At 71.7% G+C, this 12,065-nt stretch carries 11 protein-coding genes; 7 read left to right on the forward strand and 4 right to left on the reverse strand.

Annotation, left to right across the window (positions count from 1 at the left end):
- The first annotated feature begins 217 nt into the window (after nt 1-217).
- Entirely contained in the window at nt 218-412 is a 195-nt protein-coding gene (locus tag ND747_RS27555; protein WP_251737182.1) for an ATP/GTP-binding protein, read from the forward strand.
- 400 nt (nt 413-812) lie between these two features.
- Here ND747_RS27555 and serC read toward each other — a convergent pair whose 3' ends face one another.
- Both serC and ND747_RS27565 read right to left on the reverse strand, forming a co-directional pair.
- Entirely contained in the window at nt 813-1,997 is a 1,185-nt protein-coding gene (gene serC, locus ND747_RS27560; protein ID WP_374216338.1) for a phosphoserine transaminase, read from the reverse strand.
- Entirely contained in the window at nt 1,990-3,099 is a 1,110-nt protein-coding gene (locus tag ND747_RS27565) for a citrate synthase 2 (protein ID WP_251737183.1), read from the reverse strand. Before ND747_RS27565 ends, serC begins: the two co-directional genes overlap by 8 nt.
- 663 nt (nt 3,100-3,762) lie before the next feature.
- Here ND747_RS27565 and ND747_RS27570 point away from each other — a divergent pair.
- From ND747_RS27570 to ND747_RS27585, 4 genes are all read left to right on the forward strand, one after another.
- Nucleotides 3,763-4,149, forward strand: a complete 387-nt coding sequence (locus ND747_RS27570) for a toll/interleukin-1 receptor domain-containing protein (protein WP_251737184.1) — start codon at nt 3,763-3,765, stop codon at nt 4,147-4,149.
- 152 nt (nt 4,150-4,301) lie between these two features.
- Nucleotides 4,302-5,078 carry a pyridoxamine 5'-phosphate oxidase gene (pdxH, locus tag ND747_RS27575; protein WP_251737185.1) on the forward strand — a complete coding sequence of 259 codons (777 nt, stop codon included), beginning with the start codon at nt 4,302-4,304 and terminating at the stop codon, nt 5,076-5,078.
- 300 nt (nt 5,079-5,378) lie between these two features.
- Nucleotides 5,379-6,188, forward strand: a complete 810-nt coding sequence (locus ND747_RS27580) for a hypothetical protein (RefSeq protein ID WP_251737186.1) — start codon at nt 5,379-5,381, stop codon at nt 6,186-6,188.
- Nucleotides 6,185-6,958, forward strand: coding sequence for a L,D-transpeptidase (locus ND747_RS27585; protein ID WP_251737187.1), 774 nt, complete (start codon nt 6,185-6,187; stop codon nt 6,956-6,958). The genes ND747_RS27580 and ND747_RS27585 overlap by 4 nt, the downstream gene beginning before the upstream one ends.
- Before the next feature lie 290 nt (nt 6,959-7,248).
- Here ND747_RS27585 and ND747_RS27590 read toward each other — a convergent pair whose 3' ends face one another.
- On the reverse strand, nt 7,249-8,625 hold the full coding sequence (locus ND747_RS27590) for a deoxyribodipyrimidine photo-lyase (protein WP_251737188.1): 1,377 nt from the start codon (nt 8,623-8,625) through the stop codon (nt 7,249-7,251).
- Nucleotides 8,626-8,739: 114 nt separating this feature from the next.
- Between ND747_RS27590 and ND747_RS27595 the strand changes: the two genes are divergently transcribed.
- Both ND747_RS27595 and ND747_RS27600 read left to right on the forward strand, forming a co-directional pair.
- On the forward strand, nt 8,740-9,303 hold the full coding sequence (locus tag ND747_RS27595) for a hypothetical protein (RefSeq protein WP_251737189.1): 564 nt from the start codon (nt 8,740-8,742) through the stop codon (nt 9,301-9,303).
- 150 nt (nt 9,304-9,453) lie between these two features.
- A complete protein-coding gene (locus ND747_RS27600) occupies nt 9,454-10,458 on the forward strand; it encodes a PHB depolymerase family esterase (protein WP_251737190.1) in 1,005 nt (334 codons plus the stop codon).
- 73 nt (nt 10,459-10,531) lie between these two features.
- Here ND747_RS27600 and ND747_RS27605 read toward each other — a convergent pair whose 3' ends face one another.
- Nucleotides 10,532-11,626: a hypothetical protein gene (locus tag ND747_RS27605; RefSeq protein WP_251737191.1), complete on the reverse strand. Its 1,095-nt coding sequence runs from the start codon at nt 11,624-11,626 to the stop codon at nt 10,532-10,534.
- Nucleotides 11,627-12,065 lie beyond the last annotated feature (439 nt).

Consider the following 12,065-nt stretch of genomic DNA (forward strand, 5'->3'; position numbering starts at 1 on the left):
CCCCCCCCCCCCCCCCCCCCCCCCCCCCCCCCCCCCCCCCCCCCCCCCCCCCCCCCCCCCCCCCCCCACCCCCCCCCGCCCCCCCCCCCCCCCCCCCCCCCCCCCCCCCCCCACGTCGCGAGGAGTGGCTGTACAGCTATCCCGCCGGAAGACGGCGGCGACTTTTCGTCCGGGAAGGCCCGGAGGACACCTCGATCTCGTTAGCCCGGCGGTTCCCGTGCCACCTGAGCCGGCAGAGATCTGGTTCACGGAAAAGAATGCCGACGGCGCGACGGAGCTTTACTCCCTGGCCGAATACCCGACTCGCGCATCGGACAACATCTCAAGGCGCTATCCGGATGGCCGTTACGGAGCCATCCCGATGATCGATCAGGAGGCGCCCGGTGCGACCCTGGGCCAGGCCGAGGCATGAGCCGGCAGGCAGCGGCTCCAGCCACATCCGATCTCCGACGAAAGCGCGGCACCAGGAAAGAACGTTCCAGAGTTCTCATCGTGACCGAAGGCGAACGCACAGAAGTCCAGTACTTCAGCGGGATCGCCGGTCTCACATTCACACCAACCAGTTACGTCAGATTCTTCACAGCCACGGGCATCAGGACAGAAGCCTGCCGGCCCGCTTCCCCTTCGCCAACCACGATGCCGCGTCCATCCGGGCAGAACAAGCAGCTCCGACGTGTGCGCCGGGTGCACGCGGGCCCGACCCATCCAGTTCTGCGGCTGCTCTGGTCGGCTACCTGACTGGGCGTCCCGACGGGCCAGAGAACGCCTGAGCGTACTTTCCTGGACCGCCGGGACGGGTCCGAAAAAAAGAGTTACAGGCGCTCGACGATGTGGTCGATGGCGGCGGTCAGGATGTCGATGTCGGCGGGGTCGATGGCGGGGAAACAGGCGACGCGCAGCTGGTTGCGGCCGAGTTTGCGGTAGGGCTCGACGTCCACGATGCCGTTGGCGCGCAGCACCGTGGCGACGGCGGCAGCGTCCACCCCGTCGAAGTCGATGGTGACGACGACCTGGGAGCGGTGTGCGGGGTCGGCGACGAACGGCGCGGTGTAGGGCGTCTTCTCGGCCCAGGTGTAGAGGATCGACGAGGATTCCGCGGTGCGCCGCACGCACCAGTCGAGACCGCCCTGGGCGAGCATCCACTCGATCTGGTCGGCGAACAGGAACAGCGTGGCCACCGCGGGGGTGTTGTAGGTCTGGTCCTTGGCGCTGTTGTCGCGGGCCGTGGTGAGGTCGAGAAACGGCGGGATCCAGCGGTCGGTCGCGGCGATCTCGGCCAGGCGTTCGAGCGCGGCCGGGGAGAACAGGGCGGTCCACAGGCCGCCGTCGGAGGCGAAGGACTTCTGCGGGGCGAAGTAGTAGACGTCGGCCTCGGTGGGGTCGACCGGCAGGCCGCCGGCCCCGGAGGTGGCGTCGACCAGGTGCAGCGCACCCGCGTCGGTTCCGCTCGGGCGACGCACCGGGCGGGCGACACCGGTGGAGGTCTCGTTGTGCGGGGTGGCATAGACGTCGATGCCGGCCGCGGGCGCCCAGTCGGAAAAGGTACCGGGCGCCGAGGACACCACCGACGGGTCGGCCAGGAACGGCGCGCCCAGGGTCGTCTCCGCGAACTTGCTGCCGAACTCACCGAACACCAGGTGCTGCGAACGGGTGCGGACCAGGTTGAACGCAGCCGCGTCCCAGAAGGCGGACGCGCCGCCGAGACCGAGGACGACCTCATAGCCGTCCGGCAGCGTGAACAGGTCGGCAAGCCCGGCCCGTACCCGGGCGACCAGGCCGCGCACCGGCTGCTGTCGGTGCGAGGTGCCCAGATAGGCCGAGCCGCTGGCCGCCAGTGCCGCCACCGCGCCCGGGCGGATCTTCGACGGCCCGCAACCGAACCGACCGTCGCCCGGGCGCAGGTGCGGCGGCAGCACAAGCGCGGGCGTCGGCGCGGGAACGGGCGCGGGCGTCGGCGCGGGAACGGGCGTGGGCGTGGGCGTGGGGACGTCAGCCACGGTTGACGCCCGGGTGGACGTCACCGAGCGGGCGCGGAGCCGGGCCGACATAGCGCGCCGACGGGCGGATCAGACGGCCGGTGCGCTGCTGCTCGAGGATGTGCGCGCTCCACCCGGCGGTTCGGGCGCAGGTGAACATGGACGTGAACATGTGCGCGGGAACCTCGGCGAAGTCGAGCACCACGGCCGACCAGAACTCGACGTTCGTGCGCAGGGGACGGTCGGGGAAGCGGTTGGTCAGCTCCTCGATCGCGGCGGCCTCCAGCGCCTCGGCCACCTCGTAGCGGGTGGAGCCGAGGTCACGGGCGGTGCGACGCAGCACGCGGGCCCGTGGGTCCTCGGCACGGTAGACGCGGTGGCCGAAGCCCATCAGCCGCTCCTTGCGGTCCAGCGCACGGCGGACGTAACCCAGCGGGTCGCCGGTGCGCTCGACCTCGTCGAGCATCGCAAGCACCCGGGACGGCGCACCGCCGTGCAGCGGACCGGACAGCGCGCCGACGGCCGCCGACAGCGCCGCGGAGGCGTCCGCACCGGTCGAGGCGACGACGCGGGCGGTGAAGGTGGAGGCGTTCATGCCGTGCTCGGCCGCCGACACCCAGTAGGCATCGATTGCCTGAACGTGCTTCGGATCCGGCTCACCCCGCCAACGGATCATGAAGCGCTCGGTGATGGTCCGGGCCCGGTCGACCTCCTTCTGCGGCACCGCCGGCTGGCCGAGCCCGCGCGCGGACTGCGCGACGAACGACAACGCCACCACCGAGGCCCGGGCCAGGTCATCACGGGCCTGCTGCGGGGAGATATCGATCAGCTGCCCGAAGCCCCAGTACGGCGCGAGCATCGCCAGAGCGCTTTGCACATCGACTCTTATGTCGCCCGAATGCACCGGCACCGGAAACGGCTCCGCAGGCGGCAGACCGGGATCGAAGGAGCCGTCGACCAGCAGGCCCCAGACGTGACCGTAGTCCACCTTGCCGACAAGATCTTCGATGTCGACACCGCGGTACCGCAGCGCGCTGCCCTCCTTGTCGGGCTCGGCGATCTCCGTCTCGAAGGCGATCACGCCTTCCAGGCCCGGCTTGAAATCGCTTGTCTTCTCGGCCATCGAGTCCGGATCTCCGCTTCTGTCTGATGTGCGCTGGTGCGTGCGTCCCGTCGGTCCCACTCCATCCGATCCTGCCCCGCGTCACCCGGACGCGCCAGAGCGCAGCCCCGTCCGCTCGCCGCCGCGGCGGCGGGGGCCGCCACCGGGACCGCTGTGGGGTGGCCGCCGGGACCGCCGCCAGCCCTGCTGCCGACCGCTATTTACTCGCTTTACGGTACCTTGATCTCACCTTGAGTGATTTTCATCGCACATTAAGTCGCTTATTGCGTTAGACGCACGTTTTTATACCAATTCGACAGCTCTTTGCATGAACCTGCCGCGGGAAGCTGGGGATGGGTCGCCGGTCCGGATCGGCACGCGCTACGGTCAAACACAGCACCGCCGCGGCGACCGACATATCCGCAGTTCATGGATGTGCCGGACGTTCGAAAGCCCAGCATGTCAGGGCATTCGGGACACGGCTGCTCGGCTGCCGGGTCCGCCCGGCGCCGGGCCGCGGGGCGCCGGCAACCCACCTCAGGCACCGGGTCGCGGGTGCCTGCTCGCACGGAGGCGGCACACCCACGCCATCTGGGCACGCCTGTGGTCGGGCGGCCCGGCCTGCCGCGCAGGTGCCGAGCGAATGCCAGCTGGTCATGTCAGTACAGGAGTCACGGGGAGATCATGGCGACCGTCTTCATCAGTCATCGTGCGGCGGACATCGCCAGTGCCACCCGGCTGGGGCGTGCGGTCAACGCCGTGGGCCACGCGGTGCACCTCGACCGCTGGGAGATTCGCATCGGCGACACCGTCCCCATGTTCCTGAACGAGGCCCTCACCTCGGCGGATTTCTTCGTGCTCGGCCATTCCACCCTCGGCATTCATGCCCCGTGGGTGGCCCAGGAATTCCTGCCGGCGCTCACCAGGGAACTCGACGCCCGCGGAATCGAACTGCTCCCAACTATTTTATCCGGCACCGACGCCCCGGCCCGGATCGGCGGTCGCCCCTGTACGGATCTCACCACCGACTGGGATCGCGGCGTCGCCACCGTTCTGGACGCCCTGGCCTGATCCCCGCGCCGGACCCGGGACCAGGCCGGCCCACGGCGACCCCCGTCATCGGCCGACTCCCGGACCAGCCACGGATCCCGGCTGGCAGCCGACTTCCGGCCCGCCGCAGCCGCAGCCGTCCTGGGACGGCGCGAGCTGGCACGATCCCAGAGATGTCCAGCTCCCCGCCACCCGATCCCAGCTCGCCACCCGATCCCGGCTCGCCACCGGACCCCTCGACGCTGCGCCGGTCCTACGAGGCGGACGGGCTCGAGCCGGAGCAGCTCGCGCCGACCTGGGTGGAGCAGTTCGCCCGATGGTTCGCGGATGCCGTCGAAGCCGCCCGCGGCGGCGATCCGTCCGGCCAGCCGGCGCCGGCCGGACGGCCGGACGGTATCGCCGAGGCCAATGCGGCCGTGCTGGCCACGGCGTCCGCCGCCGGCCGGCCCAGCGCGCGCACAGTGCTCATCAAGGCGTTCGACCATCGCGGCCTCGTGGTGTACACGAACTACACCTCCCGGAAAGGCCGCGAAAGCGCGGCGAATCCGTACGGCTCCCTGGTGCTGCCCTGGTATGCCCTGGCGCGGCAGGTCGTGGTCGTCGGGTCGCTCGAGCAGGTCAGTCGCGCGGAGACGGAACGGTATTTCCGCTCGCGGCCCCGTGGCTCGCAGCTCGGCGCCTGGGCGAGCCGTCAGTCCGAGACCATCGGATCCCGGGCGGAGCTCGACGAGCGGGCGGCCCGCCTCGCCGCGCGGTGGCCACCCGGCACACCCGTGCCGACACCCCCGTTCTGGGGCGGACTGCGCCTGGTGCCGGAAACCGTCGAGTTCTGGCAGGGACGTTCCAACCGCCTGCACGACCGGCTGCGCTACCGCCGCGGTACCGCCGATCCGGCCCGGCCTGACGTCACCGACCCGGATCACTGGATCGTCGAGCGCCTGTCGCCCTGAGCCCGCTGCCGCAAACCATCCGGCCGCCCACGAACCGTCCGGCCACGGCGCACCACCCGGCCACGCCGAACTATCCGGCCGCAACAACCCATCCGGCCACCACGGATCATCCAGGCATCCGGACTTGCTCCGGTGGGCGCCGACCGTCGGACGTGGGATAACCACGAACAGGTGCTTCCCTCCCCCAACGGTCGCGCTACGCCAGACCCGGAGGTATACCGACAGCCGGCAGGTTGCTACCTTTTCCCCGATCGGGTTTTCGGCCGGTCCAGGTCAGATCCAGGTCGAGGAGACGGATTCATGCGCAGCACCGGAATGCGGGCCGTGATGGCCGGCTTCCTCGGCATGTCGGCGATCATGCTGGCGGCTCCGGCCGCCCTGGCCAACCCGGTCACCCCGGGGCCGACACCGGGCACGACCGTCACGGCGACGCCCTCGGCGACCCCGTCCACGGGCGTTGCCCCGGCTGCCACGGGCACGCCCACCAGCACCGCGAGCGCCGAAGCCACGACGACCGCCACCCCGGACGCGACCGCGACGCCGTCCGGCCTCGGCCTGGCACCGGGCACCACCGCCACGGCCACCACCGACGCGACCCCGGGTGCCACGGCGACGCCGGGTGCGTCACCGAGCACCTCGGCACCGGCCGGCGGCAAACCGTCCACCGGGGATGAGAACCTCGATCGGTTCCTCGACCTGCTGCCGTTCCGGGTGCCGTTCAACAAGGAAATCAACGGTATCGAGGACATCGACGTCAACCCGCTGGTGCTGGCGTTCACCTGCAGCGGGGCGGAACCGTCCTGGCAGCTGCGCAACACCTCGGACAAGAGCTTCGGATTCGGCTGGTTCGACACGAACCTCGGCGGCGGGATTCTGGACATCGGCCCGCAGCAGGTCCTGCCGCTGGCCTCCAAGGCGCTCGCAGTGATCGGCTCGCCCTGGGATGCCGAGACCAAGGAACTGCTGGTCGCCATCCCGACGATCGGCGTGTCGAACTGCGGTGGCACGACGCCGACCACGATTCCCGCGATCGCGGCGCCGGCGGCCCTGCCGGCGGCGGCCCCGGCAGTGGCGGTGGCCGTCCAGGCCGAGCCGTACTACACGGGATGAGCCCGCGGCCCGGGTCTGTCCGGACCACCGTGCTCGCCGGCGTCCTGCTGGTCGCGCTGGGTGGGCTGACCGGCTGTGGTGGCAGTGGTGGCGATGGCAGCCAGGCCGCACCCACGAATCTGTCACCGCAGGTCCGCAGCCAGCTTGCCGCCATCGCGGGGATCGGGCAGGGGCGCAGCACAGTCGTGACCGCGTCCGGGGCCAGCGTGGACCTCTACAGCGCGCCGACCGACACCCAGCCGTCCTCCACGCTGGCGAGCCCCAACCAGAACGGCGTCAGGCGCGTCTTCCTGGTTCAGGCGAAGCTGCCCGGGTGGTGGCAGGTGATGCTCCCGGTCGCCCCCAACGGCAGTACCGGCTGGGTCCGGGCCGATCAGGTGACCGCGTCCGAGACGCCCTACCGGATCGTGGTGTCCCGCGGCCAGCATTCGCTGAAGGTGTTCCGGGACGGCGCCGCCATCGCCGAGGAGCCGGTCGCGATCGGCACCACCGACACGCCGACCCCCGGCGGCCGCTTCTATCTCATGGAGCTGCTGCAGCCCCGTAACCCCAAGGGTGCCTACGGACCCTATGCCTTCGGCCTCAACGGCTTCTCGACGTCCATGGCGTCCTTCGATGGCCACGAACCGGTCATCGGTATCCACGGGACCAACGAGCCCAAGCTGATCGGCAAGGACGTCAGCCACGGCTGCATCCGGATGAACAACGACGCCATCACCCGGCTGGCGCAGACCGTCCCCCTCGGCACACCCGTCGACATCACCGTCTGACGCCCGTCCGCCCGTCCGAGGTCGGGAAGGGGACGTGGCGCGCCGCGCGTGAGCTGCCCTCCACATCCCACGCGGGCGCGACCACCTCCGGCGGAGCCCGTCACCTCTCCGCCAGGTCCGGAGCAGGAGTTCCCAGCCCCCGTGTCGGCTGCCCAGGTGCATCTCCTGTGCCCAGGTACATCTCCTGCCCCGGTACAAGGGTCGCCAATCACCATGGGTCGGGTCCTTGAGACGAGACGATTCATCTGTCGGATTGCCGACATGTACCGTGGCCCACCTCTCGCGCGGGCTCAGCTGCGGGCGTCGCGGGCGGACTCGTAGCGGGCGAGGGCCTCGCGCCGCTCGACGGCGTGGTCGACGACCGGCGCCGGATAACCGGCGGGTGGGCCGTCCGGCAGGGTCCACGGCTCGTGCACCTTCGTCCGCGGGACGTCCCGAAGCTGCGGGATCCACCGGCGGACGTAGGTTCCGTCCGGATCGTAGGTGCGTCCCTGGGAAACCGGGTTGAAGACCCGAAAATACGGCGCGGCGTCGGTGCCGGTGCCGGCGGTCCACTGCCAGCCATGCTGGTTGGAGGCCAGGTCGCCGTCCACCAACCGCTCGAGAAACCAGCGGGCACCGTGCGTCCAGTGCACATGCAGGTCCTTGCAGACAAAGGAGGCCTGGATCATGCGGACGCGATTGGGCATCCAGCCCTCGGCGAGCAGCTGGCGCATTCCGGCGTCGACGATGGGAAAGCCCGTCTCGCCCCATTTCCAGGCCTCGAACGTCCGACCCGGACGGCTGTACGACATCGCCGCGAGCGAATCGGTGAGGTCCACCCTCGCCGAGCTCGGATTCGCGGCGAGAACATCGGCGTAGAAATCCCGCCAGGCAAGTTCCGAACGGAACTTCTCCGCGTCCGCCGCCCGCCCGGCCCCACCGTCGGTGGCACGGTCGGCGAGGGCGGCGAGGACGGTGCGCGGATGAAGGCAGCCGTACTTCAGGTAGGGCGACAGCCGGGAGGTGGTGTCCTCCCCCGGAACGTCCCGACGCTGCGCGTACCCGGTGAGCGGGCCGGTCAGGAAGTCGTCGAGACGCCGGCGGGCGGCGGCCTCACCGGCGGGGGGCAGCTGGACGTCACCGAGATCCGGATCGTCCGCAATGGTGTCGCCGGACAACCTGGCCCAGCGCACGCCACTGGGTTCGGCGACGGGAGCGCGCCAGCCGTGCGCGGTCCAGGCCCGGTAGAAGGGGGTGAAGACCCGAAACGGGGTGCCGCCGGCGGTATGCAGCCGACCTGGCGCGACCGCGTAGGGCGAACCGGTGGCGACCAGCTCTCGCCCGTCGGATTCCAGCGCCCGGCGCACGGCGCCATCCCGACGCTGCCCATAAGGGCCGTAGTCGGCACTGATGTGCACCCGCCGGGCCCCGACGGCCCGCGCCACCTCCGGGACGACCGGGGTCGGGTCCCCCGTACGCACGCACAGCCGGCCGGACAGCCGTTCGTCCAGCTCCCGCAGGCAGCGGTACAGGTAGGCGAGGCGGACCGCCCCGGCCGGTCGACGCAGCGCGTCGTCCAGCACGAACAGGACCAGAACCTCATCGCCGTCATCGGCCGCCGCGCACAGCGCCGGGTGGTCACCCAGGCGCAGGTCGCGCCGCAGCCAGCAGACCGACACCGTCATGCGGCCTGAGGTTAGCCCTCCCGGTCGCCCGCCCTCGACGGCCGGCCGACACCCGGGCGACGCGAGCCCCCCGACCCACCGATTGCACCCTGTTCACCCGATGGAGGAGCACCCATGGATGTGCGTTGGGCGAACTATGGCGCGCCCGGCCCGCGGGTGGGGCACTCTGGAAGCGGACGGGGCGCCGACGGTCGGCGGTCGACGCGCACCACCCATCTCACCCTGACCCGGCTATCCGGCACAGCTCGGAGTCCCGCTGGCGATCTGTTCATGACCGATCCCGCCGGCGGCGACCCCATCAACGTCACGAGTGGCGAGCGGAGGGACATCTCGGTGGACCAGCTCTCGGATCTGGAGCGTTCCCGGTTGCTTCTCGGCTGGCTGGCCGCGCGGCGCGCGGTGGACAACTGCCTGTCCGACCTGTTGGCCGCGGGGCCCGCGGGCGAACGGCGGGTACGCGAGTCACTGGCCCTGGTAGACGATCTTGAGAGTCGCGCGCAGGAGGCGTTCGACCGGTACCGCACCGCAGCGGAGCGCACGCCGGTGCCCCCGGTACGCCCGGCCGGGCGGCGCGGCGCATCGCCATCCGAGCGTCCGCGGCTCAATGTGGTCCGCGCCCCCGAAGGCGACCTTGCTCGTAGCAGTTCAAACACGAAGGGTAATCACCGGCACCGGTAACGCCGCTGGGCCACCCGTCGGGTGACAATGGCCAGCGTGCCAGCCGTTCGTCGCCACCGGATCGCCGCGGTCTGGCTCCTCTCCATCCTCGTTCCCACCCTGCTGGTGATTACAGGCTGTAGCACAGCTGGGGGATCGAGGCGCGGCGGTGTGGTCTCCGGGGCCACTCCCACCCCCACGGCCACGGCCGGCCCGGATGCCTTCGAGCGCTCCGGTCGGGGCGTGCCGCTGCGGATCACCCTGCCGCCGCCGGGCACCCCCGAGCCCTATCCCCTGATCGTGGCGCTGCACAGCCTGCACTACGACGGCACCGACCCGAAGGCCAACTGGGATCTCGACGGTCTGGCCCAGGCCGCCGGGCTCGCCGTCGTCTATCCCGACGGCATCGGCAAGGCCTGGAACGCCGGCACCTGCTGTGACGTCGCGTCCGCCCGCAACATTGACGATGTCGGCTATCTGCGCGCGCTGATCGCGCACCTGAGCGCTAACTATCCGATCGACCGGGCCCGGGTCAGCCTGGTCGGTCTGTCCAACGGCGGCATGCTCGCCTACCGGTACGCCTGCGAGCATGGCGACGAGATCGCCGGCATCGCGGTCGTCTCGGCCAGCCGACAGGTCGCCCGGTGCCAGCCGGCGGCGCCGCTCACCCTGGTCGTCGTCCACGGCGGCGCGGACCAGCACGTCCCCTATCAGGGCACCCCCTGGTCGCCCGTGCTGAACACGGCGATCACCCCCGTCGAACAGAGCATGGCGCCGATCCGGGCGCAGGACGGCTGTCCCCCGCCCAACGCTCCCGGCGACACCGTCCTGACCGACGGGTACGGGGTGCCGCTGAACGGCTCGCAGTCTGCCGCGGTGCCCGACGGGCTGTCCGTCTCCGTCGACGCCACCGGTCACGGTGGCGGCATCGCGGGCGCCGCCGGCACCGTGACCGGGCCCGGTTCCGTCCCACCGTCCGGCTCCACCGGGACGGGCCTGACGGTGATCCGACGGGAGGCCGCGTGCACGACCTCAGCCCGCGTTGTCGAGTACCTGATACCGACGATGGGCCACGGCTGGCCGCCCCGCACGGGTACGGGCTCGTTCGCCACCGCCGGCGTGCTCTGGAACCTGCTCGCCCCGGCCCGTTCGGCCCGCCCCGGGCCGCGGATGTAGGGCAGGCGGCTCAGGCTGTCAGGCGAGCCGGGCCGTTGGGCGAGCCAGGCGGCCCGCCCGGATGGCCAACGGGTCAGCCGGCCGGGGAGAACGAGGTGCGCAGGGCGCCCATCAGGGTGTTGAGGCTCGCCGACGCATCCGTGGACACCCGGGCGATCAGGACGTAGACCACGCCGTTACCGGGGACCGTGCGCATCAGGTACGACACCCGCTGACCCTCTCGGTCGTAGGAACCGGCGATCTCCTGCGTCGGCTGGCCGCTGGAGTCGGTCGCCGGACCGGACCTGTCCCTGCTCAGCCCGGAGACCCCGGCGAACTCGCCGGCCTGCACCTGGCTGAGCGCCGCGGTCTGGTCGGTGCCCGCGAGCCGGGTGGCCCCGATCATCGCGGGTCCGAAGTCGGAGGCGGTACCGGGTTCGCCGTAGAAGATGCCGGTGTTGTCCCGCCGCTGCTTCCATACCGGCGGATGCGAGTAGGTCACCTTCTGGATCGGGTCGGTGAACGCCACCCAGTCCGCCGGCACCGCCACCTGGCCGGCGGACTGGGTGGCGACGCCGGTGCCGGCGCTCGTGGCGCCTGCCGGTGGAACGACGGTAGGCGTCGGATCCGGGCCGCCAGCTCCGGCCGTGGCTGTGTGACCGCTGGGACGCACCTTCTCCCACACCACCCCCGCGCCGACGCCGACGCCGAGCGCGACCGACAGCACGGCCAGCGCGACCGCGACCCGGCGCACAAACGACATCGGCTCACCGGTCGAAGCCGACCGGGCCGTGCCGCCACGAGCACCGAGGATGACATCATCACCGTCGTCGTCCGGGCCGTCGGCGCGTTCCGGCGTGAACCTGCGCCCAGCGGTCGGCACCCGACCACCGGTGCTGACATCGCGATCCGCGGGACGCCTGCGGCCGTGCCGGGATTCCTCGCCGTACGGGGCCTCCTCGCCGTAGGGAGATTCCTGGCCGTAGCCGGATCCGTTGCGGCGGGACGAGCGGTGGTACCCGGTGGCGTCGCTGTCGTCGGCGTGCGGGCCGGTCTGGTCACGGCCGCCACCGGTGCGGACGGGCTCACGTTCCATCGCGGCGGTGAGCGGTCCACCCGGGCGGCGAGGCACCGGACCGGGACGCGCCTCCCCACGGCGACCGACCATCGTCACCCCCGGATCGGCCACCGGATCCGCGCGACGAGCCCCGGCCCGCCGCGGACCGGACGGGGCCGCTCGGGGCATCCTGCCCCGCGGATCCGAACCGCCCCGCGGGTCGGGACGCAGGCGGGTGTCCGGCCCGCCACGTGGATCCGGCCGGCCACGTGGATCCGACCCGCCAGGTGGGTCCGGGCTGCCATACGGGTCCGGGCTGCCATACGGGTCCGAGCCTGCACGTGGGTCCGGGCCGCCGCGACCGCGGCGTCCGCCTGACTGCCCGCTTGCGGACCGGGGTAGCAGACCGGTGGCCGCCGCATCCGGGGAGGCTCCGAAGCGCCCCTCGGGGGGACCGGGCTTGCTGGGACCCCCGCGGGCGCCGCCGGGCAGGGAGCCCGCGTCCGCTCGCATCGGACCGCCGCCGCGGGCGGCCTCGCCATGGGCTGCAGCGAGGTGGGCGGCCTCACCA

This window comes from Frankia sp. R82 (assembly GCF_023716925.1).
GTDB lineage: Bacteria > Actinomycetota > Actinomycetes > Frankiales > Frankiaceae > Frankia.

Coding starts and splice junctions, on each gene's coding strand:
- ND747_RS27565 (WP_251737183.1), bottom strand. CDS start 3,099: ATGGCCGAGAAGACAAGCGATTTCAAGCCGGGCCTGGAAGGCGTGATC.
- ND747_RS27570 (WP_251737184.1), top strand. CDS start 3,763: ATGGCGACCGTCTTCATCAGTCATCGTGCGGCGGACATCGCCAGTGCC.
- pdxH (WP_251737185.1), top strand. CDS start 4,302: ATGTCCAGCTCCCCGCCACCCGATCCCAGCTCGCCACCCGATCCCGGC.
- ND747_RS27580 (WP_251737186.1), top strand. CDS start 5,379: ATGCGCAGCACCGGAATGCGGGCCGTGATGGCCGGCTTCCTCGGCATG.
- ND747_RS27585 (WP_251737187.1), top strand. CDS start 6,185: ATGAGCCCGCGGCCCGGGTCTGTCCGGACCACCGTGCTCGCCGGCGTC.
- ND747_RS27590 (WP_251737188.1), bottom strand. CDS start 8,625: ATGACGGTGTCGGTCTGCTGGCTGCGGCGCGACCTGCGCCTGGGTGAC.
- ND747_RS27595 (WP_251737189.1), top strand. CDS start 8,740: ATGGATGTGCGTTGGGCGAACTATGGCGCGCCCGGCCCGCGGGTGGGG.